The organism is Solobacterium moorei (assembly GCF_036323475.1).
In the GTDB taxonomy this organism is placed as follows: domain Bacteria; phylum Bacillota_I; class Bacilli_A; order Erysipelotrichales; family Erysipelotrichaceae; genus Bulleidia; species Bulleidia moorei.
Genome location: NZ_AP028934.1, coordinates 1,379,951 through 1,403,908 on the forward strand (window position 1 = coordinate 1,379,951; position 23,958 = coordinate 1,403,908).

Annotated in this window: 25 protein-coding genes, 1 tRNA gene and 1 other annotated feature; of the genes, 24 read left to right on the forward strand and 2 right to left on the reverse strand. The window is 35.3% G+C overall.

Annotated features, from left to right (window positions below; translation table 11 throughout):
• Window positions 1-111 precede the first annotated feature (111 nt).
• From RGT18_RS06860 to RGT18_RS06895, 8 genes are all read left to right on the forward strand, one after another.
• Complete coding sequence (locus tag RGT18_RS06860; protein ID WP_037403266.1) at window positions 112-339, forward strand: hypothetical protein; 228 nt, start codon at window positions 112-114, stop codon at window positions 337-339.
• 99 nt (window positions 340-438) lie between these two features.
• A tRNA-Gln gene (locus tag RGT18_RS06865) sits at window positions 439-511 on the forward strand.
• Between the two features lie 48 nt (window positions 512-559).
• The gene (locus tag RGT18_RS06870; RefSeq protein ID WP_037403263.1) at window positions 560-1,546 is read left to right on the forward strand and encodes an HD domain-containing protein; all 987 of its coding nucleotides are present in this window, start codon (window positions 560-562) and stop codon (window positions 1,544-1,546) included.
• Window positions 1,539-2,132, forward strand: a complete 594-nt coding sequence (gene rdgB / locus RGT18_RS06875) for an RdgB/HAM1 family non-canonical purine NTP pyrophosphatase (protein WP_028077315.1) — start codon at window positions 1,539-1,541, stop codon at window positions 2,130-2,132. The genes RGT18_RS06870 and rdgB overlap by 8 nt, the downstream gene beginning before the upstream one ends.
• A complete protein-coding gene (locus RGT18_RS06880; protein WP_028077314.1) occupies window positions 2,119-2,808 on the forward strand; it encodes a TIGR01906 family membrane protein in 690 nt (229 codons plus the stop codon). Before rdgB ends, RGT18_RS06880 begins: the two co-directional genes overlap by 14 nt.
• Window positions 2,805-3,320 carry a tRNA (cytidine(34)-2'-O)-methyltransferase gene (locus RGT18_RS06885; protein ID WP_006526452.1) on the forward strand — a complete coding sequence of 172 codons (516 nt, stop codon included), beginning with the start codon at window positions 2,805-2,807 and terminating at the stop codon, window positions 3,318-3,320. The genes RGT18_RS06880 and RGT18_RS06885 overlap by 4 nt, the downstream gene beginning before the upstream one ends.
• Window positions 3,321-3,569: 249 nt before the next feature.
• Window positions 3,570-4,034, forward strand: a complete 465-nt coding sequence (locus tag RGT18_RS06890; RefSeq protein ID WP_028077313.1) for a RidA family protein — start codon at window positions 3,570-3,572, stop codon at window positions 4,032-4,034.
• A gap of 68 nt (window positions 4,035-4,102) precedes the next feature.
• Window positions 4,103-4,981 carry a YitT family protein gene (locus tag RGT18_RS06895; protein WP_118764648.1) on the forward strand — a complete coding sequence of 293 codons (879 nt, stop codon included), beginning with the start codon at window positions 4,103-4,105 and terminating at the stop codon, window positions 4,979-4,981.
• Window positions 4,982-5,039: 58 nt separating this feature from the next.
• Here RGT18_RS06895 and trpS read toward each other — a convergent pair whose 3' ends face one another.
• Window positions 5,040-6,029 carry a tryptophan--tRNA ligase gene (gene trpS / locus RGT18_RS06900; protein ID WP_028077312.1) on the reverse strand — a complete coding sequence of 330 codons (990 nt, stop codon included), beginning with the start codon at window positions 6,027-6,029 and terminating at the stop codon, window positions 5,040-5,042.
• 375 nt (window positions 6,030-6,404) lie between these two features.
• On the opposite strand from trpS, the gene RGT18_RS06905 reads away from it, so the two are divergent.
• The 5 genes from RGT18_RS06905 (at window position 6,405) to recD2 (ending at window position 12,623) form a co-directional block, all read left to right on the forward strand.
• Entirely contained in the window at window positions 6,405-7,118 is a 714-nt protein-coding gene (locus tag RGT18_RS06905; RefSeq protein ID WP_028077311.1) for an ABC transporter ATP-binding protein, read from the forward strand.
• Entirely contained in the window at window positions 7,115-8,707 is a 1,593-nt protein-coding gene (locus RGT18_RS06910; protein WP_028077310.1) for a putative ABC exporter domain-containing protein, read from the forward strand. Before RGT18_RS06905 ends, RGT18_RS06910 begins: the two co-directional genes overlap by 4 nt.
• Window positions 8,708-8,796: 89 nt before the next feature.
• Window positions 8,797-9,243 (forward strand): Spx/MgsR family RNA polymerase-binding regulatory protein, encoded by a 447-nt coding sequence (locus RGT18_RS06915; RefSeq protein ID WP_028077309.1) that lies wholly within the window; start codon window positions 8,797-8,799, stop codon window positions 9,241-9,243.
• Between the two features lie 27 nt (window positions 9,244-9,270).
• Window positions 9,271-10,419 (forward strand): tRNA 2-thiouridine(34) synthase MnmA, encoded by a 1,149-nt coding sequence (mnmA, locus tag RGT18_RS06920; protein ID WP_028077308.1) that lies wholly within the window; start codon window positions 9,271-9,273, stop codon window positions 10,417-10,419.
• A gap of 11 nt (window positions 10,420-10,430) precedes the next feature.
• Window positions 10,431-12,623 carry an SF1B family DNA helicase RecD2 gene (gene recD2, locus RGT18_RS06925; protein WP_028077307.1) on the forward strand — a complete coding sequence of 731 codons (2,193 nt, stop codon included), beginning with the start codon at window positions 10,431-10,433 and terminating at the stop codon, window positions 12,621-12,623.
• A gap of 17 nt (window positions 12,624-12,640) precedes the next feature.
• Here the strand turns inward: recD2 and RGT18_RS06930 are convergent, their stop codons facing one another.
• A complete protein-coding gene (locus tag RGT18_RS06930; RefSeq protein WP_028077306.1) occupies window positions 12,641-13,792 on the reverse strand; it encodes an Mbeg1-like protein in 1,152 nt (383 codons plus the stop codon).
• Window positions 13,793-13,937: 145 nt separating this feature from the next.
• Window positions 13,938-14,134 (forward strand) — a binding site (T-box leader).
• 36 nt (window positions 14,135-14,170) lie between these two features.
• Here RGT18_RS06930 and alaS point away from each other — a divergent pair.
• The 11 genes from alaS (at window position 14,171) to holA (ending at window position 23,958) form a co-directional block, all read left to right on the forward strand.
• Entirely contained in the window at window positions 14,171-16,810 is a 2,640-nt protein-coding gene (gene alaS / locus RGT18_RS06935) for an alanine--tRNA ligase (RefSeq protein ID WP_028077305.1), read from the forward strand.
• 140 nt (window positions 16,811-16,950) lie between these two features.
• A complete protein-coding gene (locus RGT18_RS06940; protein WP_028077304.1) occupies window positions 16,951-17,214 on the forward strand; it encodes an IreB family regulatory phosphoprotein in 264 nt (87 codons plus the stop codon).
• Entirely contained in the window at window positions 17,215-17,634 is a 420-nt protein-coding gene (ruvX, locus tag RGT18_RS06945; RefSeq protein WP_006526466.1) for a Holliday junction resolvase RuvX, read from the forward strand. It begins immediately after the preceding gene.
• 36 nt (window positions 17,635-17,670) lie between these two features.
• Complete coding sequence (locus RGT18_RS06950; protein ID WP_028077303.1) at window positions 17,671-17,925, forward strand: DUF1292 domain-containing protein; 255 nt, start codon at window positions 17,671-17,673, stop codon at window positions 17,923-17,925.
• 2 nt (window positions 17,926-17,927) lie between these two features.
• Window positions 17,928-19,004, forward strand: a complete 1,077-nt coding sequence (gene mltG, locus RGT18_RS06955) for an endolytic transglycosylase MltG (protein ID WP_028077302.1) — start codon at window positions 17,928-17,930, stop codon at window positions 19,002-19,004.
• The gene (locus RGT18_RS06960) at window positions 18,997-19,470 is read left to right on the forward strand and encodes an NUDIX hydrolase (protein WP_051240873.1); all 474 of its coding nucleotides are present in this window, start codon (window positions 18,997-18,999) and stop codon (window positions 19,468-19,470) included. Before mltG ends, RGT18_RS06960 begins: the two co-directional genes overlap by 8 nt.
• Window positions 19,463-20,095 (forward strand): uridine kinase, encoded by a 633-nt coding sequence (gene udk / locus RGT18_RS06965; protein WP_006526470.1) that lies wholly within the window; start codon window positions 19,463-19,465, stop codon window positions 20,093-20,095. Before RGT18_RS06960 ends, udk begins: the two co-directional genes overlap by 8 nt.
• Window positions 20,096-20,119: 24 nt before the next feature.
• Window positions 20,120-20,596, forward strand: a complete 477-nt coding sequence (greA, locus tag RGT18_RS06970; protein WP_028077300.1) for a transcription elongation factor GreA — start codon at window positions 20,120-20,122, stop codon at window positions 20,594-20,596.
• Between the two features lie 42 nt (window positions 20,597-20,638).
• The gene (locus tag RGT18_RS06975) at window positions 20,639-21,115 is read left to right on the forward strand and encodes a ComEA family DNA-binding protein (protein ID WP_006526472.1); all 477 of its coding nucleotides are present in this window, start codon (window positions 20,639-20,641) and stop codon (window positions 21,113-21,115) included.
• A 158-nt stretch (window positions 21,116-21,273) separates the two neighbouring features.
• Window positions 21,274-22,950, forward strand: coding sequence for a ComEC/Rec2 family competence protein (locus tag RGT18_RS06980; RefSeq protein WP_156022762.1), 1,677 nt, complete (start codon window positions 21,274-21,276; stop codon window positions 22,948-22,950).
• Between the two features lie 3 nt (window positions 22,951-22,953).
• Window positions 22,954-23,958: a DNA polymerase III subunit delta gene (gene holA / locus RGT18_RS06985; RefSeq protein WP_028077297.1), complete on the forward strand. Its 1,005-nt coding sequence runs from the start codon at window positions 22,954-22,956 to the stop codon at window positions 23,956-23,958.

The window sequence follows — 23,958 nt, forward strand, 5'->3', positions numbered from 1 at the left end:
TTTTATTCCTATATATTTTACGCTTTTTATGTCCTTATAACAATGCAGAAGATAATATTAAATGCGTAAATAAGCAATTCTTGTTAAAATGCCAAAGGAAAAGAGGTAAATATGAAGGGAATCGATTTAACAAAATCAGTTCATGAACTAGCGACAACAATTCCTGAGTTCTTAGATATGATGGAAACTTTAGGATTTGATGGTATGCGTCATTGCGTAGAGGAGAATCCTCATACGAAGGTTATGACTCCATTAATGGCAGCTGCTAACCATGGTGTTGAACCATCTATGATTGTAAAGGCATTCCAGGATGCTGGGTTTACAGTCATAAACCAATAAGTTCATCTTTTTAGATTCATTTATTCGCAATAACTGAATTGTCTTTGAAAAAAGTCTTTGCATATGAAAGGTTTTTCGCTATAATAGTTATTGCGCTATTGGGATATAGCCAAGCGGTAAGGCAGCTGGCTCTGAACCAGCCATTTCGGGAGTTCGAATCTCTCTATCCCAGCCTAATTAGACCTGTTATTCAGGTCTTTTATTTTATATAATAATAGACATGGATGAATTACAAAGTTTATATAAACAAGACTATCCAGCGTTTATCGAACCATATCTTGCCTCAAAGTCCATGCAACGATTAAAAGGAGTAGATATGAACTGTGGATTACAGTTTACATCAAATACTGGATTTTCTAGTTATGGACCATATTCACGCTATGAACATAGTGTTGGTGTGGCGTGTATCATATGGCGTTTTACTCATGATAAAAAACAGACGTTGGCAGGTCTATTTCACGATATTTCAACGAGAGTATTTTCTCATGTGATTGATTTTGTTAAGAAAGATTATTTGGTACAGGAATCTACTGAAGATGAAACAAGGCAAATCATATTGCAAGATTCTGTAATTATGAATCAACTATTGTGTGATGGAATATCAGTAGATGAAGTTTCTGATTATCATTTATATCCAATCGCAGATAATGATTCACCAAGATTATCTTCAGACCGTTTAGAATATACACTTGGAAATTTGCTAAATTATCGCAAACATACAATCAAAGAAATAGAGAAATATTTTAATGATCTTGTGGTTGGCATTAGTGAATATGGTAGCCAGGAAATCATGTTTCAGCATCCTGAGATTGCGGAAGAGTTTGCGTTTGGTGCTCTATCGTGTGGCATAATATATTCTTGTGACTTTGATCGTTATGGAATGGAAAAACTTGCCTGCATTTTACGAAAGGCATTTGAAGAAACAATTCTTACAGAATCAGATTTATATCTAACAGAAATTGAAGTGATAAAAAAGTTATCAGAAAGTTGTTTACATGATGCTTGGAATGAATATACAAGACTTCAAGATGCTACGAAAGATTTTGCTGGTGATTTGATGGTGGATGCGAAAAAGAGATATATTGACCCATATATATGCAAGCATGGAAGAGTTACAACCTTCAGTGCTGCATTTCAAAATGCAGTAAATGAATTTAAGAATACAGATTATCATTATCTGATGAAAGGAATCTATCGAAATGGATAAAGTTATTGTAGTTGCTAGCAAGAATGCTGGTAAAATTAAAGAATTTAAAGAGATGTTAGAACCAAAGGGATTTGAAGTTAAGAGCTTAGCTGATTTCCCGGATATTGGAGAGATTGATGAAACTGGTACAACATTCTCTGCTAATGCTATTATCAAAGCCCAAGCGATTACAGATAAGTATAATATCATGGCAATTTCAGATGATTCTGGTTTAGAAATTGATGCATTTGATAAACAACCAGGTGTTCAAAGCGCACGTTGGTTAGGGTATGACACACCATATTCCTACAAGAATCAAGTGGTGTTAGATCGTATGAAGGATGAAACCAATCGTAGTTGTCGTTATGTTTGTGCAATCGCTGTTACAAGACCTGGTAAAGAACCGGTTGTATTTGAAGATACAGTGGAGTGCGTAATTGCCAAGGAACCTAGTGGAAAAAACGGCTTTGGCTATGATCCAATTGTGTACTATGAGCCATTTGGTAAAACAATGGCAGAGATGACAAATGAAGAAAAGAATAGTATTTCTCATCGTGGTAAGGCTGTTGTTCGTTTAGAAACGTGGATGGAACATGAAGGGTTATAAGTTCTTATCTGCAATTGCAGGACTAGCATTATTTCTGTCCCTTTTATTAACATCCATTGACTTATTGTGCTTTAATCGTTCTTTCTTCCGCTTGCAATATTCTTTGAATCATACAGCGGAAAGCATTGGAATTTCTGAAGATGGACTCATGAATGCAACAAATGCTTTACTAGATTATATGCAAGATAAAAGGGGTGATATAAAAGTTATTGAAAAGGTAAATGGTAGCGAACGTGAGATCTTTGATGAACGTGAAACGCTACATATGATAGATGTTAAAAAATTGTATCTAAACGCAATGACCACAAGAACAATTCTATTTGTTGGAAGTGTAATATTATTAACATTGTTGGTGCTAACGCATCGAAATGAAAGTTATATGATACTAGCAAATGCGTATAGAAATGGTTTACTGTTTTTGGGGTCATTACTTCTGTTTGTGGGTATTTATGCAATCGTAGATTTTAATGGATTCTGGATGAATTTCCATTATGTTTTCTTTGATAATGATTTATTCTTATTAGATCCAAACATATCAATTATGATTAATATGTTTCCATCAAACTTCTTCTTTGCGGTTGTTTTTGGGATTATACTATTGTTTGTAAGCGTAATCGTTTTATTAAAAGTTTTACTCGTGTTATTTAAACGTAAAATTGAAAGAAGGTTAGTATGATTAACGTTGTTTTGTATGAACCGGAGATTCCACAGAATACTGGTAATATTATGCGTACTTGTATGGCGATGAATTGTCGTTTGCATTTGATTGAGCCAATGGGTTTTAAGATTACAGACAAATCATTGAAACGTGCTGGTATGGATTATGTAAAGGAATTGGATTATAAAATCTATCCAGATTGGCAGACATTCTATAACATGCATGAAGGTTCTTATTATTACATTACGCGTTATGGAGAAAAGACACCTTCAGAATTTAACTATAAGGAAGATGAAGGGAAGGATATTTATCTAGTCTTTGGCAAAGAAAGTACTGGTATTGATAAGCATATACTCCATGATAACTATGATCGTTGTGTGCGTATTCCAATGGTTGCACAAGCACGTAGTTTAAATCTTTCTAACTGTGTTGCGATATGTGTCTATGAAGTTTTAGATCAGCTTGGATTCCCAGAGCTTTCACACACAGAGGTAATTAAAGGGAAGGATTTCTTACAACAATTTGAATAGGCATATATTTGGACAACCTCATTATTCATAGGTATACTTACAAGGAAAGATGGTGATTACGTGTTAGAGACCTTTGATGATTTCATTTCATTAGTTGTCATTTTGGTTATGTTAGTCCTAACTGTGTATTGTTGTCTTGTGATGTCGAGTAAAAAGCATCTGAAATTGATGCAGAAAAGACAAGAGAAACACCGTAATTTTCTAGCGACGCTTTCTGATGACTCGGGATGTAATAGTGAGGAGTAAACAATGATTCAAGAAACGATTAGTTCAAACAATGCCCCTGTAGCGGTAGGACCATATTCACCCGCTGTTCGTGCAGGGGACTTTATATACATCTCTGGACAGTTACCAATTGATCCTACAACTGGTCAACTTGTTTCAGATGATATTCGTATTCAAACTGAACAAGTACTGAAAAATATTGAATCCTTATTAGCAGAGGCTGGTTTAAATATGTCTTATGTTTTAAAGACAACTGTATTTGTTAAGAATATGGAAGAGTTTGCGGCAATGAATGAAGTATATGCTCGTTTCTTTCAAAAGCCATTTCCAGCAAGAAGTGCTGTTGTGGTGAAAGATATCGCATTCAATGCCAAGGTGGAAATCGAAGCATTTGCGATGGATACCCGTGCACTTGAAGTCCTATGTGCAGAAGATGGTTGCCATACATGCGATGATTATTGTTGTGAAACAAAGTTAGATATTCAATAAGACCTTAGGGTCTTTTTTGGTTGAACTGTGTTATGATATTGCTTGTACGTAGTGGAGATTAAATTCGTATGTCTATTCATAAACTAAACATGACTTTCACAAAGAAAGATATTCAATACATTCTTACAATCGCATTATCCGCTCTTGTGTATGCGTTTGGAATTGAATCGTTCGTAAGTTCAGGTAATTTATTCCCTGGAGGGTTTGCTGGTATTTCTCGACTGGTTGTAATGTTAGTAGAGAGACATCTTGGTTTGGCAATTCCATTTGGTGTTATCTACTGGGTAATGAATTTTACGGTTGTGCTGTTTATCTGGAATCGTATTGGGCATAAGTTTGTTCTATATTCCATTCTTTGGTTCTCATTAAGTTCGTTATTTTCAATTGTTATCAATGTGCCTATCGTTACACAGGATATGTTGTTGATTGCTGTGTTTGGTGGTCTGATCAATGGATTTGCGATTGGACTTGCGCTTCGTTCGAATGCAAGCAGCGGCGGTACAGACTTTATCGCAATTGATTTATCAGTACGATTAAAAAGACCTACTTGGAATTATTTACTTGGCTTAAATGCATTCGTCTTAGTACTTGCAGGTTTAGCGTTTGGTTGGGATAAAGCTTTGTACTCGATTATCTTCCAATATGTTTCTACACAGGTAGTAAATACAATGCACCAACGTTATAAGATTACACGTGTTCAAGTCATTACTGATCATGCGGATAAAATATGTGAGGCTGTATTTAGTACAGTACGTCATGGTATTACAAAAATCGATGTTGAAGGTGCTTTCAAGCATCAACCGCATACAATGTTGTTGATCACTGTCAATAATTATCAGTTACCGGAAGTGATTAGTTGTATACGTAAAGCGGATGAACATGCATTCATGACCTTTAATGCGGTTGAAAAGATTATCGGTAATTACTATCAGAAACCTTTAGAGTGAATCACCACTCTTTTTCTTTTATAAAAAAGATGTGTATTGTTTGATACACATCCTATGTTTAAAGAATTTCCATGCCAATGGCTTTCTGAACTTTGTTAAGTTTTTCAGCCGCAATCATGCTTGCTTTCTTGGCGCCGTTTGCTAATGTTGTTTCGATTAAGTTACTGTTGATAATTTCATTGTAACGTGTTTGAATTTCTTCGAGTTTAGCACATACTGCATCCGCAACTGCTTTCTTGAAATCACCATAGCCCTTGCCTTTGAATTCCTTTTCAATATCTTCAAAAGAACGTTCGTTTGATAGAGAGGATAAAATTTGCATTAAGTTAGAGATACCTGGCTGATTTTCTGGGTCGTAATGTACTTTACCTAAACTATCTGTAACGGCAGACATGACTTTCTTACGAGCTACTTTGAGATCATCTAACAAATAGATACAGCCTTTGTTTGTTTCATCTGACTTAGACATCTTCTTTGTTGGATCACTAAGGGACATAATTCTTGCGCCAACCTTAGCTACTAGTGGTTCTGGAACTGTAAAAAGTTGTCCATAGCGATTGTTCATTCTTTCCGCAACATCGCGTGTTAATTCAACGTGCTGTTTTTGATCTTCTCCAACTGGTACATAGTCAGGGCTATAGAGTAAGATATCCGCAGCCATTAATGCAGGATAGGTATAAAGACCACCAGAGAGGTTCTTTTCACCCTTAGCTTGTTTATCCTTGAACTGTGTCATACGATTTAATTCACCCATATAGGTATGACAACACATAATAAACCCAAGTTGTGCATGTTCCTTAACGTCTGTTTGAAGGAAGATTGTAGCTTTGTTAGGGTCAAGTCCACAAGCTAGATATAATGCTACACAATCCTTCAAATTCTTTTGTAGTTCTTGTGGATTCTGTGGAATCGTAATACAGTGTAAGTTTGCGATAAATGCAAACATTTCGTATTCGTTCTGTGATTCCACAAAGTGTCGTAAGGCACCAATATAGTTTCCTAAGTGCAATTGTCCAGTTGGTTTAATACCGCTTAACATTCTTTTCATAGTGAGTTCTCCTTGAAATTAAAAACGTCTCTTCAATCATATTGAAGGGACGCATGAGACGATATGCGCGGTACCACCCGACTTATCCAAAAGGATCACTTAATTTGGGATAACGGGCCTCCGGTATTCTATTTGTGGAACTCCAAACATACTTTGCCGAAATATCAGTTTACACCAAACACTGACTCTCTAAGAATTCAACGCGTAATTGCATTCCGAATACAGGTTGATTCTAACACAAATCAATATAATTGATAAGTGCTTTTTGAATGTGCATTTGCGAAGCATATTTTTTGCGTGTTATACTCGTAGAGGAAACGTTATTTTGTTTACATGACAATCAATCTTTCATGCATGTTAAAAGGGGATTCCTATATGTTAGAAATTAACAATTTAATGAAGAAATATAAGAAGGTAGCAGCTGTAGATCATATTAGTTTTACAGTTCCTAGTGGTAAAGTTGGCATCTTATTAGGGCCTAACGGTGCTGGTAAATCTACAACAATCAAGAGTATTGCAGGTTTGCTGCGATATGAGGGTGAAATTAAGGTGAATGGTCTACCATCAAAGTCGGTTGATGCAAAGAAGGTATTTGCGTATGTACCTGAAATTCCAGCTATGTTTGGAGCTCTAACAGTGATGGAGCATATTGAATATGTTCGTCGCGCATATCATTCCCACATTACAGATGAAGAAGTAGAGCAACTTTTGATTCGTTTTGAAATGTTGGATAAAAAAGATAAACTTGGTGATGAATTATCAAAAGGTATGATGCAGAAGGTGAGTATTATCTGCGCTCTATGCATTAAGCCTGAAGTTATTTTATTTGATGAGCCTATGATAGGCTTAGATCCAGCTGCAATCAAAGAACTTAAAAAAGTTATCTTTGAAATGAAGGATAAAGGTGTAACCGTTCTTCTAAGTACGCATATGTTAGAAATGGTTCAGGAGTTATGGGATATTCTGTATATTATGGACCATGGTAAAGTGATTGGTACTTACGAAAACGATGGAACACAGAATCAAAACATTGAAGACTTGTTCTTTTCACTTACAGATAAAGAGGGTGAGAAGGAGCCACAAGAATGAATGTCTTATTCTACTTACATAAACGCATATTGATTAACGGATTTAAGCGCTCGATTCGAAAGCCTGCTTTTGTGTTAATGTTAATCGCAGCTATTGCTTATTTTGCGTTGCTTACGGCTGGATATAAAAGTTTTTTTAGCCAAATTGGTATTACAAATGCTTCGGAATTTATTGTATTAATCATGGTGATACAACTTTATTTAGGTGTTCCAGGATTAATACAGTACTTTAGGCGGAAAGGACTATTATTTCGCAAAGCAGATGTCCAATTTGTCTTTCAAGCACCAATTCACCCAAAGGAAATTTTGTTGTTTAGTGGTTTAAGAAGTATTGTAGTTTCATCAATCTTCATGATTATTTTCTGTATTTTCGGTTGCGTTTTATATCCTGCAAGTACATTACAGTTTTTATTGTATGTAGTGGTCTATTTGAGCTTAGATTTCTTTATTGAAATGAGTTTAATTGTTTTGTGTTACGGGAATGAAACTATCCCTAATACATATATACGTTTAATTTCCTATCTTTTATATATAGTATTGGGTGCTTTAGCGGTTGGATTCTTATTACTTGTAATCGATCGTGGCTATAGTATGGCAGTTGTTGTGGAGTATCTAAAGTCTCCCTTTATTAAAATGGTTCCACTTTTTGGATGGAGTATAGGGTTATTGCAATGGATATTTTATGGCTATGATTGGAGTAACGTTGTCAGTACAATATTATTTATTCTATCAGCAATTTTTTTACCACTTCTTGCCTATAAATCAAAGTGTGAAGGTGATTATTATGAAGAGGCAGAGAAGTTCTCAGATGAATATGAACAAGCTATTGGAAATGCAAAAGCTGGTGAAGTATCTATTGTGGGTGCAAAGCCTAAAAAGTACATGCACGCATCGATAAAGTATAAAGGCTATAATGCAAAAGCTATCTTTTATCGTCAATTGTTAGAATATAAGAAAAACCGTTTCTTTATCTTCTCATTTAGAACATTCTTATTCTTACTTGCAGGCATTGCCTTACATTTCTTATCCCGTAAAGATAATGTTATGCATGATTTAATGAGCATTCGTTTATTTGTTATACCTATTATCGTTACGTATTACATTACATTCTTTGGAGTTATCCGCTCAAAATGGATGAAAGAATTACAGAATTACTATACATTCCTACTTCCGGACACCAAGATACATAAGACATGGAATGCAACGAAAATTGAGCATATTCGTGCTTTTATTGATACGATGATTCTTGCGTTAATTGGTGGAGCGGTACTAGGCCTTTCGCCTTTGCAGATTCTTTTAACTGGACTTGTTGGGGTAAGTGTCAATGCTAGTCGTATCTATATCAACATGATGGTACAGACAATTATTTCGCCAGCAATTGGGGATTTTAAACTCTTTGTGCAGTTTATTGATATGTTTTTGATGCTAGTAAGTACTGGTGCTTCGGTATTCGTTGCAATAGTTTCTATGATTGTATTTAATAATCTAGAAGCCGCATTCTTAGGCATGATTATGACTAGTAGCGTTATGGCGTGTATTGCATTCTTCTTATCATCATTTGCATTTGAAAAGATGGAAGTTATGGAATAGGGAGTTTATAAAGATTTTATAAAATATAAATTATGTCCTATTTCATTTCAAAATATTGCGTGATATAATCACTAAACAGGAGGATGATTATGATAGTTGTATACACATCTCCAGGATGTGCAAGTTGCCGTAAAGTAAAACAATGGTTAAAAGATCGTAATCTTCCATTTATAGAGAAGAACATCTTTAAGACATTGTTAAATGATAACGAAATAAAGCACCTATTGATGAGAAGTGAAAATGGTAGTGATGATATCATCTCTAAGCGTTCTAAGATTATTCAAGAATCGCATGTTGATATTGATTCGATGAAGATAGATGAATTAATCACTTTTATCAAGCGTAATCCTAGTGTATTAAAACGCCCAATCATATTGAGTGAGAATAATTTCCAAGTCGGCTATGACGAAGAGGAAATCGGTGTATTTGTACCGGTAGAGTTACGTCGTTTGGCAGATCACAGTTGTAACGAAACCTGCCCAAATTTCAAAGCTTGTCAAACAATGCAAACAGCATTTCAGAAAGAAGTCCATTAGGGCTTCTTTTGTTGTATAATAGGCAGTATGAAAAAAGTACTTGTAGGTTTATCGGGTGGCGTAGATAGCGCCGTCGCAGCGTATTTATTACAACAGCAGGGTTATGATGTGACCTGTGCTTTTATGCGTAACTGGGATTCAGTCGCAAATGAAGATTTCAGTGGAAATCCAACGCTATACGATCCAGTTTGTCCACAAGAAGCAGACTATAAGGATGCGGCAGATGTCGCTGCTAAATTAGGATTAGAACTATTACGTATCGACTTTATTAAAGAGTATTGGGATGATGTCTTTCAGACTTTTATTGATGAGTACAAATTAGGAAGAACACCAAATCCAGATATTCTATGTAATCGATATATCAAGTTTGATAGCTTTATGAAGTTTGCGAAAGAAAAAGGATTTGATATTGTGGCAACAGGTCACTATGCAAGACTTGGTGAAGAGGGTAATCATCATGTTTTATGTAAAGCAGTTGATCATAATAAAGACCAATCATACTTCTTGACCGAGATACGTCGTGAAGTATTAGAACATGTTTTATTCCCGCTTGGGGAAATTGAGAAGCCTGAGGTACGTCGCATTGCGGAAGAACTTGGTTTATCTATCGCAAAGAAGAAAGATTCGACTGGAATCTGTTTTATTGGAGAACGTCGCTTCCGTGAATTTCTCGGTAATTATCTGCCAATGAAATCTGGGGATATTATCGATGTAACGACTAAACAGAAAGTAGGTACACACCAAGGTGTTATGTACTATACAATCGGTCAAAGAAAAGGTTTAGATATTGGTGGTATTGGTCCATTCTTTGTGGCTGGCAAAGATGTGTATAAAAATGAACTATATGTCGTTGATGCAAATCATCAAGACTTGTTATACGCTACATCTTGTATTGTGACTGGTGTCAATTGGTTAGCTGATCGCACATTACCATTACAGTGCCATGCGAAGTTTAGATATCGTCAAGCTGATAATGATGTTGAACTTGTGCTAAATGAAGATGGTACTTTGACTGCGTTATTCCCTGAGGAAATTCGTAGTATTACGCCAGGACAAGAGGCGGTGTTCTATGATGGCGATGTGATGTTTGCAGGCGGAAAGATTGAGAAAGTCTACAAAGATGGACTAGATCTGATGGAACATGTAAAAGCACTTGTTCATCCTGAAACAAATTAATAAGGAGATTCATGGACAATTCATTGATTACGTTAACTGGTAAATTTACATATATTCTCTTCCGTAACGAAGGGAATTTTTATACTGCTGCGAAATTTGAAGTCAATGATGAAAAGGGGAGAGTAATTTCTGTTACTGGAAATATTCCGGAAATCGTTACGGGAATACAATATCGTATTAATGGTAATTACATTGAACACCCTCGTTACGGAATGCAGTTTCAGATTCAGACACTTGCAAAATTATTGCCAACGGAAAAAGAAGGCGTTGTTCGATATCTATCTGGCGTAAACTTTCCTGGTATTGGAAAAAAGACTGCAGAAAGAGTTGTAGACGCATTAGGGGAAGATTGTTTAACTTTGATACGTGAAGATAATACGTTATTAGAAAAAATTGGTGATTTATCTGAGCGTCAAATCCATGCCATTATTGAGGGGTTACAAATTGATAATGGTATGGAGGAACTAGCAAAGTTTTTAAATATCCATGGTTTAAGTCAAAGAAATCTTTCAAAGATAACACGTATCTACGGTAAAGAAGCGTTAAGTAAATTAAATGAAAATCCTTATCGGTTAATCGAAGAAATAGATGGTTTTGGCTTTAAGACTGCAGATAAAATCGGTAAGAGTTTAGGAATCAGCGATACTGACAATCGTCGTTTATACGCTCTTCTTGTTTCCCTTGTAAGTGATTTGTGTATGCGGGATGGTAATAGCTATGTACGTCTAGAAACATTAGAGACTACTTTCTTTAAAGAGTTGGGTTCCTTAACATGTGATTTTGAAGCAATCTTTGATGAGGCTATCTTAAAACATCATATTTATCGTGAAGATAATCGTATCTTTCCGATTGCACAATATGATGCGGAAATCGGTATCGCAAGATTTTTAGCAGAGTTTCCTTATCAATTTATGGATCCTTATGATCCAAAGTTATTACTATCATATCTAGAGGACATACAAGAACATTTAGGCATCACATATGATGAAACACAGATACAAGCGATAGAAGTCTTTTTTGAAAGACCATTTATGATAATGACTGGTGGGCCAGGTACAGGTAAAACAACCGTTGTCAATGCGATGATTAAGTTATTTAAATTGATGTATCCTTCTTCATCGATTATCTGTGCTGCTCCAACTGGTAGAGCTGCCAAACACTTAGCAGAAGTAACAGGAGTAAACGCCACAACCATTCACTCGTTATTACAATGGGATTTAGAAACAAATACGTTTGGCAAAAATGATGAAGAACCTATTTTAGCAGATCTTTTAATTGTGGATGAATTTTCTATGGTGGATAACTGGTTGTTCTATAACTTATTACTTGCTAGTAAGAGAATTAAAAAAATTTGTATTATTGGTGATAAAGACCAGTTACCAAGTGTTGGACCAGGTTGTGTATTACGTGACTTAATACAGTCCAATGAATTTTCATTAATTGAATTAAAATATATCTATCGTCAACAATCAGATAGTGATGTCATTAATTTAGCGCATGCAATCAATACAGGTAATGTGATTGTTGGTGATTATCATCATGATGTGAAGTTCTTTGCATGCATGCCTGAGGATATACGACGTAATATTTTAATGATGGTTGATGATGCATTGCAGAAAGGATACTCGATTGATGATATTCAGATATTATCCCCAATGTATGCAGGAGTTGCAGGCATTGATTACCTAAACAATGCTTTACAGGAATCGTTTAATCCACCATCGAAGGACAAAGCAGAAGTGAAGTCAGGGTACATAACTTTCCGTGAAGGGGATAAGATTTTACAGTTAAAGAATCAACCGGACGATGATGTATACAATGGTGATATTGGTGTATTAGTAGAAATCATTGACGCAAAACATGCGGAAGACCATAAGACTACGATTATCTGTCAATTTGGTGAAATCATTGTTGAGTATAAACCAGAGAATTGGATCAATATTACGCTGGCATACTGCATCAGTGTTCATAAATCACAAGGTAGTGAATATCCAATTGTGATCATGCCGATTATTCGAAGACATGCAGGCATGTTACAAAGAAAGCTTATATACACTGGTGTAACGAGAGCACGTAAAGTATTGATTATATTGGGAGAACTTGAAGCTTTTAAACGTGGGATTCAGGTATTAGAATTACATCCACGAGAGACTACACTGACACAGAAACTAAAGCAGTTTTTAGATGGTGATTATGGATTTTAAAAGGTGAGAAAATAATCTCACCTCTCGTCTTTTTTGGTAAATGAATCTTTGACTTTATTGAATTGTTCTTGAACTTTTGACATATAGTCATTTGCGAGTATGTTACCACTATCTGAAATCATGGTTCCAATTAAGCGTAGAATAACGGATGATTTCTCTGGTGGTAATTTTTGAAGGGCAGTAATTATATCCTTTAAAGAATCAAATCCACCTTCTTTTAGCTTTGCGAATGATTCTGCATCTGTTGATTCAAGAATAGCAAAGATTGCGTCAATCGCAATCTTCGCTTCCTCATCGGATAAATTCTCTAAGAACTTATCAACTGCTTTGTTTAAGAATACGGAGTTGGCAGATAATGATTCTGCTTTTTCAAAATGATTGCGCTTTACAATCCATGTAAGGGCATCGTGTTGTTGCACGTTATTGACAGTACTTTTGATAATTTTTGGTTCAACGTTATTCATTAAGATTCCAATAATTGAAGAGTCTGGAATGATAAGCGTGATTTTCTCCTGTATGGATTGATAAGCAGGGGATTGTAACATTTCACTCTGGAAGCCAGGTCCATCATTTGACCAAACCTTTGTAATATGACTACGAATGGAATCCATACAATGACATGCGGCGTATATCGCAAGATTACCACCTTTGGAGTGACCACCAACATGGATTGGTAAAGTTTCATTCTCAAATAATTGATTGATATATGCGACAGCTGCTTTTTGTCCATTGGTTCCGGTTGTATAGGATAGATAGAAATCTTCTTTCCAACCAATGAATGTATTATCTGTACCCCGATAGGAGATATAGATCATATCGTCGAGTTTAAAGGTTACTGCAGAAAACTGGACAACAAAGTCTTTATCAGAATAGCTGATGTAATAACCAATCTTAATATCTTTGAAGCGTTCTATATCACATACCTTATCAAGTAATCTAGCGTTTACGCCATTATAGGTTTCTATTTCTGCAATTTCTTCACGTGTATGTAGTTTATAAAATGCATCTCTCACTTTATGAAGTGGTTGAAATGTTGTTTCTATGTTAGGAATATCATCATAATGAACATAAGCTAAAAGACTAAGGATAGTATTATCCACTTCATTAAAAGGTTCAGTTGTAAATGAAAGATCTCCACGCCAATCAAGATAGTCATAAATCGTTGTCATTTTTAAATACCTCGTAATAAGAGTACCATATCATCTTTCTATCGTCATTGATTTGATTTTCATGTAGTTTCATTTGAAATCATTGAATTCTGACGTTATCGATGAAAATTGCTTTATTTTAAAGTGTTTTAATGTTAGAATTTCATAGAAATCGATAACAAAGGGTAAGTAGATATTGGCTGTGTCGTAGAGAGAAGATGTTTGGTGAAAATCTTCCATAAGTGATATTGAAGCTTCCTTTAACAGAGTGCTTAATCAGCAACGTATCTCTACGTTACAGAGCAATTAAGGTGCGCACATTTTGTGCGAATCAGGATGGTACCGCGTGTTAACGTTCCTGGATATGGGAACGTTTTTTATTTGTTCAGGAGGAAAACAATGGAAAAGCAATATCGACTCAGTGGAAATGAAGTCAGACAAAAGTTCTTGGATTTCTTTGCGTCAAAGGGTTGTATGATCGAACCAGGCGCAAGTCTTATTCCACATAATGATCCAACACTGTTATGGATTAATGCTGGAGTATCAGCGTTAAAGAAGTATTTTGATGGTTCAGAAAAGCCAGCTTCCAATCGTATCTGTAATGCCCAGAAATCAATTCGTACGAACGATATTGAAAATGTGGGTCGTACAGCACGTCACCATACATTCTTTGAAATGTTGGGTAATTTCTCAATTGGTGATTACTTTAAGAAAGAAGCGATTACTTGGGCTTGGGAATTCTTAACATCTCCAGAATGGATTGGTTTTGATCCTAAGCGTTTATATGTAACTGTTTATCCGGATGATGACGAAGCATATAACCAATGGGTTCAGGTAGGTATGATTCCTAGCCACATCCGTCGTACAGAAGATAACTTCTGGGAAATTGGCCGTGGCCCTGGTGGACCAGATACAGAGTTGTACTATGACCGTGGAGAAAAGTATGACCCTGAAGGCATTGGCGAAAAGTTATTCTTTGAGGATTTAGAGAATGACCGTTATATCGAAGTTTGGAATATTGTATTCTCTCAATATGATTGCCGTCCTGGTGAAGTTAATCGCCATGAGTACAAAGAATTACCTCAGAAGAATATTGATACAGGTATGGGTCTAGAACGTCTTGTATGTTTGATTCAAGATGGTGAAACAAACTTTGATACTGACTTATTCTTACCAATTATCCATGCGACAGAGAAGTATGCTAAACACTCTTACAGTGAGAAAGAATATAAGATGGCATATCGCGTTATCGCTGACCATATCCGTACAGTCACTTTTGCGATTGCGGATGGTGCGATGTTCTCTAACGAAGGTCGCGGATATGTATTACGTCGTGTATTGCGTCGTGCTGTACGCTACGGTATTAAGCTAGGTATCGATGGTGCTTTCATGTATAAACTTGTAAAGGTTGTAGCAGATAATATGATCTCTTACTATCCATATTTACAGGAAAAGATTTCATTGATTGAAAAGTTAGTGAAGCAGGAAGAAGAATCTTTCCACAAGACATTAGCAAACGGTGAAGCACTTTTACAGAATGCATTGGCTGAACATGCGGATACTAAGATCTTACCTGGCGAAGTGATGTTCAAGTTATATGACACTTATGGATATCCAAAGGAACTTACTACAGAGATTGCGGAAGAAGAAGGCTACCGTGTTGATTTAGAAGGCTTTGATAAAGAAATGCAGGCTCAGAAGACACGCGCAAGAGAAGCACGTGGAAATATTCAATCCATGCATGGTCAATCTGCTGACTTAATGGATTTTACACAAGAAAGTAAATTTACAGGTTATACAGATACACATTCTAGGGGTAAGGTTATTGGCTTATTCAAGGATGGTGTACGTGTTGATACATTAACAGACGAGGGTGATATTATCCTTGATGAAACATGTTTCTATGCGGAAAGTGGCGGACAGTGTGCTGATACTGGTGTTGTTTGGAATGATCACTTTAAGGCAAATGTAACGAATGTACAAAAGGCTCCACATAAACAACCGCTACATCACATTACAATCGTTGAGGGTACAGTATCAGAAGGGGATGTATTAGAAGGTGAATACGACTATGAAAAACGTCAACGTACACGTGCAAACCATAGTTCATTACACTTATTACAGGCTGCTTTAAAGAAGGTGTTAGGTGATCATATTGCCCAGGCTGGTTCTTATAACTGTGCTGAGTATGGAAGATTTGACTTTACACACTTTGAAAAGCCTACAGAAGAACAATTGAATGAGGTTGAACGTCTTGTCAATAAACAGATTGCTTTAGCACAACCAATTGTAACTGAAGTGATGGCTGTAGAAGCTGCGAAGAACTCTGGTGCGATTGCATTGTTTGATGAGAAGTATGGTGATACAGTACGTGTTGTATCAATGGGAGATTTCTCTAAGGAATTCTGCGGTGGTACACACGCAAATAATACGGCTGATTTATGCGTGTTTAAGATTACATCTGAAGAATCTATCGGATCTGGTATTAGACGTATTACATCTGAAACAAAGTTTGATGCATATAAGGATTTCAAGGATGAGGAGCAGTATTTACTTGAATGTGCGAAGTTAATGAAGCTACAATCTTGGCAAGGATTTAAAGAGAAGTTAGTCGCTTTACAAGAAGAAAATGCACAGCTTCGCAAGGATAATGATGCACATAAACAAGCAGAACTATTATCTTCTGCGGATACAGCAGTACAGAAGGCTGAAACCATTAATGGCTTATCCTGCGTACTACTTAGCTTAGATGGCTTTGATACAAATAGCTTAAAGACATATGCTGAAAATGTTCGCAATAAGCTTGTGGATGGATTTGTATTCGTATCTAATACAACAGATGGTAAAGCGACATTTGTATGTGCTAGTTCGAAAACTGCAATTGCCAAGGGCAAGAAGGCTGGCGATATTGTGAAGGCTGCTGCACAGTTGACTGGTGGTAATGGTGGTGGTAGACCTGACATGGCGCAGGCTGGCGGTAAGGATACTTCTAAAGTACAAGAAGCACATGCATTAGTAAGAGAAATTCTTGCACAATAACATCGCTAAGGAATAGGTGCCGATATGGTGCCTATTTTTTGACAGTTTTCATGTTACAAACACAATGAAATGATGCTGTTGTATATACTTTTTATGAAATATGACATAAAATATCTACAGAGATGGAGGTAGTCAAAATGATGAAACAAAATAATTTGACTGAAACGATGAGCTTTAATTCTGAAGAGATTCGTCGTGAAACAATCCACGAAGTTTTAAAACAGGTAGAAGCTTCATTAAGTGAGAGAGGATATAACGCTATCAATCAGTTAGCTGGTTATTTGATCTCTGATGATCCTGCGTATATTTCTTCACATAACAATTCAAGAAGTTTGATCCAATCCGTGGAACGTCATGAAATTATTGAAGAATTAGTACGTTTCTATTTAGAGGCTCATCACTAAATGACACGCTATCTAGGCTTAGATCTTGGTAGCGTAACTTGTGGTGTCAGTTTTAGTGATACGGGGTTTATTGCAAGAACAATTGAAACGATTCGTTTTAAACCAGATGATTACAATATGGCATTAGATAAAGTGTTAGATATTGTCGATCGTGAAAAGCCAGATGTGATAGTGCTAGGTTTACCGCTATTGTTGAATGATGATGTTGGTCCTCGTGCACAGATATGTCTAGAGTTTGGTGAAGTTCTGGAACAAGAGTCTGGTATCCCTGTTAAGATGCAAGATGAACGATTTACAACAGCGGTCGCTGAAAGTATTTTGTTAGAGGCAGACGTATCAAGAAAGAAACGTAAAAAGAAGATTGATCAGTTGGCTGCAGTACAGATACTACAGACTTGGCTTGATCGCAATGTAAAATAAGGCGGCAAAACGCCTTTTTTAAGGAGAGATGATAGTATGATTGAAAACAATACAATGATGATTACTGATGATGCAGGCAATGAACATGAAGTTGAAATTCTTTTGACGTTTGAAAATGACGACAAGACAAAGAAGTATGTATTATTTACAGATCCAAATGATGAAGAAGGGAATGTTTATGCATATAGTTATAACGAAGATGGATCAATGGATGAAGTTATTGACGAAGAAGAATGGGAAATGTGTCAAGAAGTATTAGGTGCATTTATCAGTGAAGGTGATGGTGAATAAGCATGGCTAAGCGAAGAAAAAAGAGAAGTTTGATTCCGCTATTATTGATTTTAATCTTAGCGGTAGGTTGTGTAAGTTCCTATATTTATTATTCTCAATCAATTAAGGCTGTTTCAAATACTTCTGAAGAAGTAGAGTTCAAAGTAAATGCTGGTGATACATCAGCAGATATCTTACAACATCTTAAAAATGAGAATTTAATCAAAGATGTGAATGTCGCAAAACTATATATTAGACTTTATCAATTAAGTGATTTTAAGTCTGGTACATTTGTATTAAATCGCAACATGGATTTACGTGCAATCTTAGAGAAGCTAAATAGTGCTACTGCGGCAGCTAGTGATACTGTATCTGTGACTGTTACGGAAGGCGATTGGGCAAAGCATATCGCTGAAAAGATTGCGGCTGTAACAAATGTTACCGAAGAAGACTTGCTCAAATTATGGAATGATAAAGAATGGATTTCTTCCTTGAAGTCTACATATCCATTTATTACGGATGAAATGTTCCAAGATAATATACGTATTTATCTTGAGGGATATATAGCTCCAAATACTTATGAACTTTATAAACAGACAACTGCGAAGGATGTAACACTTAAGATGTTAGACCAAACAAAAGTTGTCTATGAAGCAAATAAAGATGCGATTGCTAAGAGTAAGCTTTCTATTCATCAGTTATATACATTAGCGAGTATCGTACAGTACGAAGGTGGAGGCGATGAAACAACACTTCGTACAATCGCAGGCGTGTTCTATAATCGTTTAAACCAAGGTATGTTGTTACAGTCTAGTGTAACGGTATGCTATGCGATAGACTTTGATCGTCAAACAGATAAATGGCAGGCTTGTGAAGTCAATGCAGAGTTTGATTCCCCATATAACACTTATCTACATAAAGGATTACCTCCAGGACCAATTGAGAACCCTGGCGAGAAGGTATTTAAAGCTGTGTTGAATCCAATTGAAACAGATTATCTATACTTTGTGGCAGACACAAAGACGGGTGAAGTTTTTTTTGCCAAGACTCTTACAGAGCATAATCAAAACGTGAAAGATCATGTTAATTTAAATGATTAAAAGTACAGTATGTTATCTAATCCGCGATGGAAAATGGTTAATGTTGCTACGAAATAAAAAACAACATGATTTAAATTATGGAAAGTGGATAGGTATAGGTGGAAAGCTTAAGAAAAATGAAACACCATATGAATGCATGGTGCGTGAAGTTACGGAAGAAACAGGGTATCTAGTACAGTCGGCACAATATTGTGGTGTTATCTATTTTCATTACAATCACCATGAAGATGAAGAAATCTATGTATATCAGTCAAATGATTATGTAGGTACACTTCAAGAGTGTAATGAGGGCACACTTGCATACATTTCTCAAAATGAAGTTCTAGATTTAGAACTTTGGGAGGGTGACCGCATTTTCTTAGAAAAAATGTTTCGAAATGAAATCCCATTTTCAATTCGTTTGTACTACGATGAAAATGAGACACTAATGAAATCAGAAGTGAAAGAGGCAAATACGAATGAGTAAACCGATTATTATTGGAATTGCCGGTGGTAGTGCATCCGGAAAGACATCAATCTCTGAAACGATCAAGAAGACATTTGCGGATAAGAAATCTGTATTGATTATCCGTCAAGATGACTATTACAAAGATCAAGCACATAAGCCGATGGAAGAACGTATTAAGACAAATTATGATCATCCGTTTGCGTTTGATAATGATTTATTGATTGAAAATATTCAAGATTTAATTGCGAATAAAGTGATTTGTAAACCAATCTATGACTTTGTCAATCACACACGTAGTAATGAAACAGAACATTGTTACCCATGCGATGTATTGATTTTAGAGGGTTTATTCGTTTTAGAAGAAGAAAAGATTCGTAATTTACTCGATATTAAAATTTTTGTAGAGACCGATGCGGATATTCGCTTCATTCGTCGTCTGGTACGTGACGTAAAAGAACGTGGCAGAACATTAGAATCTGTAGTGAATCAATATGTAGGAACTGTAAAACAAATGCACGAAGCCTTTGTAGAACCATCTAAGAAATATGCGGATGTTATTATTCCTGAAGGTGGAAAGAATACGGTTGCAATCGATTTACTCACAACAAAAATCAGTAGCGTCATCACGCACACAATGCTATAATAACCAAGCGTAAGGAGTAATAAAATGGCTGAAGAAAATAAAACATATCTTACTGAAGAAGGTCTAAAAAAATTACAGGACGAATACTATAACTTGATCCATGTTGTTCGTGAAGAAGTTAAGCAGGAATTAGCTGAAGCACGTGCACAGGGTGACCTTTCGGAAAATGCGGACTATGATGCGGCTCGTGATGAGCAGGCAAAGATAGAAGCACGTATTGCGACTTTGGAATACATGCTACGCAACTATGAACTTATTGATACTAAGAAGGCTGGCAAGAAGTCGGCTGTTCATATCGGTTCTAGTGTTACATTATTTTTCAATGATACTAAGGAAGAGGTAACTTACAACATTGTTGGTTCAACAGAATCAGATCCTTTAAATGGTCGTCTATCTAATGAAACACCATTAGCACAGGCGATCTTAGACCATAAGGTTGGCGATGTTTGTGAAGTACGTGTTGCAAATCCTTATACAGTTGAAATTATTAAGATTAAGTAAGGAATCACTAAGATTACAACAAATACAGTAAGTGGAGGACATATGAGACTATTACTTACTGTTTTTTTATGTTTAATCATATTATCATCAGGCCAATTCCACATTATTGATATAAATCAGTATAATAAATCTTCGATTCAAGTTACTGTACATGGAGGTGTATTAAGACAAGGTGTCATATCCTTAGATCCATATGCGACAATAGAGGATTTATTATCGAAAGCAGGTTTAAGTGAGGATGCGGATCTATCAAGTTTAAATCTAGAGACAGTATTACATGATAAAGATGTTTTAACGATACCAACTAAATCAAATGACATAAGAATTAATCAAATTTCTATTAATACAGCTGATTTAAACGGATTATTACAAATTCCTAAAATCGGTGAGAAAACTGCACAAGCAATAATTGATTATCGTAATCAATATGGATTGTTTCAAGCATTAGAAGATTTAATGAAAGTGAAAGGGATAGGACAAGCAAAGTTTGATTTCATAAAAGATAAAATTTGTTTATGAAAGGAATTATAAAAAATCCCTTACTTGTATTACTGATGTATCTTCTATGTTTATATATGAAAGATATCCATAGATTAATTGTTTTCCTATTATGTATTCTATATTGGTATCGACATCATAGTTTCAAAAGCTGTATTTTTCTTAGCTGTATCCTATGCATGACGTATTTTCCCCATATTCATTTTATTTGCTCAGATACATATCGAATTGTTGATGTAAAAAGTAATTATGCAATTATTGAAAATCACGATAACCGAATCGTAATATATACAAATACAACATTACCGTTTGATGCGGATGTTGAAGTCAGTTCTCATATACATTCTTTTGATTATGATTCAAAATTCTATGGGTTTTCATTATATCAATGGTCAAAAGAGAATAATTTTAATGGATATACATATCAATCAGAAATAGAAGTGATTCAACAGCATTTCACATTACGGTCTTGGGTACAAAAACAAATTGAAAAGGTTAATGACAATCTACAAAAAGAGATATTGTATCAAATTATCTTTCGTATCAAGAGTAAAGGAATTGATATATCAGATATTTTTGATCAAATTGGCTTTTCATATATCGCGGGTATTTGGTTACTGTTGTATGTTATTAAGTTTTTAAGTACACAAAGACAACGTAAAATTATTAAAGTACTGTGTCTTATCTTATTAAATATTTTTTATCATTACCAAATTGTTTTAGTGTATTCGTTATTGTATGGATTGTTGCAGTTTGCAAATATTCCTACAAGAGTAAAGATACTAGTCTCATCGGTAGTTTTATTGGTTATTTTTCCTCATGCACTATATTCGTTATCGTTTCAGATACCACTCATCTATCGTTTACAAACTCTATTTATAAAATCACATCGAAAAATTATTACAACACTGATTATCACATGCATTTGTAGTATTAAATTTCAATCAGTACAATTACTTTCGTTATTGTTTTATCCGGTGATACGCTACTTTTTGGGTTTTACTTGGATGATGGGGTTTATTCAATTATGGACGGAATTTAACATTATTGAGTTCTTAGCAATTGTTTCTAGAACGATTTCGATGATGCAATCAATAAAAATCTACGGGAATATCATTGGTATGGGGACGATATTCGTACCAATTGTATATTTATCTTTAAAAAATCAGAAATTTAGAATATACACTATTGCGTGTTTAATGGTGATATTTCTTGGTATATCGGTGATACACCCTTTATCAGAAGTGACAGTTTTAAATAGTCCAAAAAATACAAATATCATATTAAAGCCAATGCTTTCCAATTGTGCAACAGTAATATCTGAGTCAAATTCTGTTATATCAAAAGATTTGCAAAGCTATTTACACGCAAAAGGTATTAATAAAATTAATACAATCTTGCAGAAAGCAGATGACATGGAAGGGATAGAGATAATAGCTTCTCCTCAAAGTAGCCTCACGCATCAATTAAACCTAGAAAATCCCGATCATCCAATCTGGTACTTTCATTACAATCAACTTGTTTTTATCGTGTTTACATATTTAGACTATAACGATATCACGTATTTTTTAAATCATTATGATCATTTAGATGTTGATGTGATGATACTTGCAAATCATGGTTCTACAAATGCCAATCCATCAGAACTATTTGATAGTATTCAACCAAAAGTCTGCATCTGTACCAATCAACCATATTTAACGAGTCATTTACCGTCACGTGCTGTTATCAAAGAAATGAATAAAAGGGGGATTATGTGGATGGATACAGGGACTTATGGTGATATTTCATTTTTTGGTATCTTTCATAAGCATTTTGCTCTAACATCATCTGGGAAAATTGTTATAATAAATTAGCGTATGACAGTATATTTATTGAGTGGAAAAGATATGTTTCGACAAGAGGAGCGTTTAGCAACTCTTTTAAAAGAGTTTTCAATAGTGAAAGAATATGTCACAACCTTTGATGCATCAAATGCCAAGACATTTCGTTTTGATGAAGCATTGATGGCTTGTGATACTTTTTCGCTATTTGATGATTCAGCTAAGAAAGCGGTCATTATTAAAGAACCACACTTCTTACGTGCTGTAGCAAAAACATCTAAGAAAGAAACAGAGAAACAAGAGACAGAGAAAGAACAACGCTTAAAATCCCTTGAAGCGTATCTTAAAAATCCGAATCCTAATACGTTACTGGTATTTTATTGTCATACATTTCCTGCAGATACTAGAAAAAAAGAATATAAACTCTTAACGAATTATGACGTTAGGGTTATAAAATTTGAACTCATGAAGCCTTGGGAGTTTGAAAAGTATGTGGATAATCAGTTAAAAGAGAATAAATTCAAACTTACACGTGATGCAAAAACAGAGCTATTAGAACGTGTTAGTAATGATACTTTGAAGTTTCATAATGCTCTTGTGAAGATTGATCTTTATGGAAAGAAAGAGCTGAATCTTGAAGATATTATGCATATCGTACCAGTGAATGCAGATTTGAATATCTTTAGAATGAGTAATGCATTTGTAGCACATGATTTATCTTCAACATTACTAGCAATAGATGAAATGTTACAAGCACGTTATGACTACGTTGCGATGATTGCGATGCTTGCAAGTAAGCTACGTAGTTTATATAACATTAAAAAACTGTATGAACGTGGCTTATCGGATAGCATGATTGCCACAAGATTACATGCGGATGATTGGGCAATTAAAAAAGGTTTAGAAAGCTGTTATCATCTACAATCGAAGACATTATTACGGTATTTAGAAGAACTTGCAACGCTTGAACAAGGTATCAAAGCAGGACGAATTGAACCTAAGAATGGTTTTGAACAGTTTATATTAAAGAATGGGAGTTAA

Coding starts and splice junctions, on each gene's coding strand:
- RGT18_RS06960 (WP_051240873.1), top strand. CDS start 18,997: ATGATTAAAAGTACAGTATGTTATCTAATCCGCGATGGAAAATGGTTA.
- RGT18_RS06860 (WP_037403266.1), top strand. CDS start 112: ATGAAGGGAATCGATTTAACAAAATCAGTTCATGAACTAGCGACAACA.
- RGT18_RS06910 (WP_028077310.1), top strand. CDS start 7,115: ATGAATGTCTTATTCTACTTACATAAACGCATATTGATTAACGGATTT.
- mnmA (WP_028077308.1), top strand. CDS start 9,271: ATGAAAAAAGTACTTGTAGGTTTATCGGGTGGCGTAGATAGCGCCGTC.
- holA (WP_028077297.1), top strand. CDS start 22,954: ATGACAGTATATTTATTGAGTGGAAAAGATATGTTTCGACAAGAGGAG.
- trpS (WP_028077312.1), bottom strand. CDS start 6,029: ATGAAAAGAATGTTAAGCGGTATTAAACCAACTGGACAATTGCACTTA.
- RGT18_RS06950 (WP_028077303.1), top strand. CDS start 17,671: ATGATTGAAAACAATACAATGATGATTACTGATGATGCAGGCAATGAA.
- rdgB (WP_028077315.1), top strand. CDS start 1,539: ATGGATAAAGTTATTGTAGTTGCTAGCAAGAATGCTGGTAAAATTAAA.
- mltG (WP_028077302.1), top strand. CDS start 17,928: ATGGCTAAGCGAAGAAAAAAGAGAAGTTTGATTCCGCTATTATTGATT.
- udk (WP_006526470.1), top strand. CDS start 19,463: ATGAGTAAACCGATTATTATTGGAATTGCCGGTGGTAGTGCATCCGGA.
- RGT18_RS06975 (WP_006526472.1), top strand. CDS start 20,639: ATGAGACTATTACTTACTGTTTTTTTATGTTTAATCATATTATCATCA.
- recD2 (WP_028077307.1), top strand. CDS start 10,431: ATGGACAATTCATTGATTACGTTAACTGGTAAATTTACATATATTCTC.
- RGT18_RS06885 (WP_006526452.1), top strand. CDS start 2,805: ATGATTAACGTTGTTTTGTATGAACCGGAGATTCCACAGAATACTGGT.
- RGT18_RS06930 (WP_028077306.1), bottom strand. CDS start 13,792: ATGACAACGATTTATGACTATCTTGATTGGCGTGGAGATCTTTCATTT.
- RGT18_RS06980 (WP_156022762.1), top strand. CDS start 21,274: ATGACGTATTTTCCCCATATTCATTTTATTTGCTCAGATACATATCGA.
- RGT18_RS06870 (WP_037403263.1), top strand. CDS start 560: ATGGATGAATTACAAAGTTTATATAAACAAGACTATCCAGCGTTTATC.
- greA (WP_028077300.1), top strand. CDS start 20,120: ATGGCTGAAGAAAATAAAACATATCTTACTGAAGAAGGTCTAAAAAAA.
- RGT18_RS06905 (WP_028077311.1), top strand. CDS start 6,405: ATGTTAGAAATTAACAATTTAATGAAGAAATATAAGAAGGTAGCAGCT.
- RGT18_RS06880 (WP_028077314.1), top strand. CDS start 2,119: ATGAAGGGTTATAAGTTCTTATCTGCAATTGCAGGACTAGCATTATTT.
- RGT18_RS06895 (WP_118764648.1), top strand. CDS start 4,103: ATGTCTATTCATAAACTAAACATGACTTTCACAAAGAAAGATATTCAA.
- alaS (WP_028077305.1), top strand. CDS start 14,171: ATGGAAAAGCAATATCGACTCAGTGGAAATGAAGTCAGACAAAAGTTC.
- RGT18_RS06890 (WP_028077313.1), top strand. CDS start 3,570: ATGATTCAAGAAACGATTAGTTCAAACAATGCCCCTGTAGCGGTAGGA.
- RGT18_RS06940 (WP_028077304.1), top strand. CDS start 16,951: ATGAAACAAAATAATTTGACTGAAACGATGAGCTTTAATTCTGAAGAG.
- ruvX (WP_006526466.1), top strand. CDS start 17,215: ATGACACGCTATCTAGGCTTAGATCTTGGTAGCGTAACTTGTGGTGTC.
- RGT18_RS06915 (WP_028077309.1), top strand. CDS start 8,797: ATGATAGTTGTATACACATCTCCAGGATGTGCAAGTTGCCGTAAAGTA.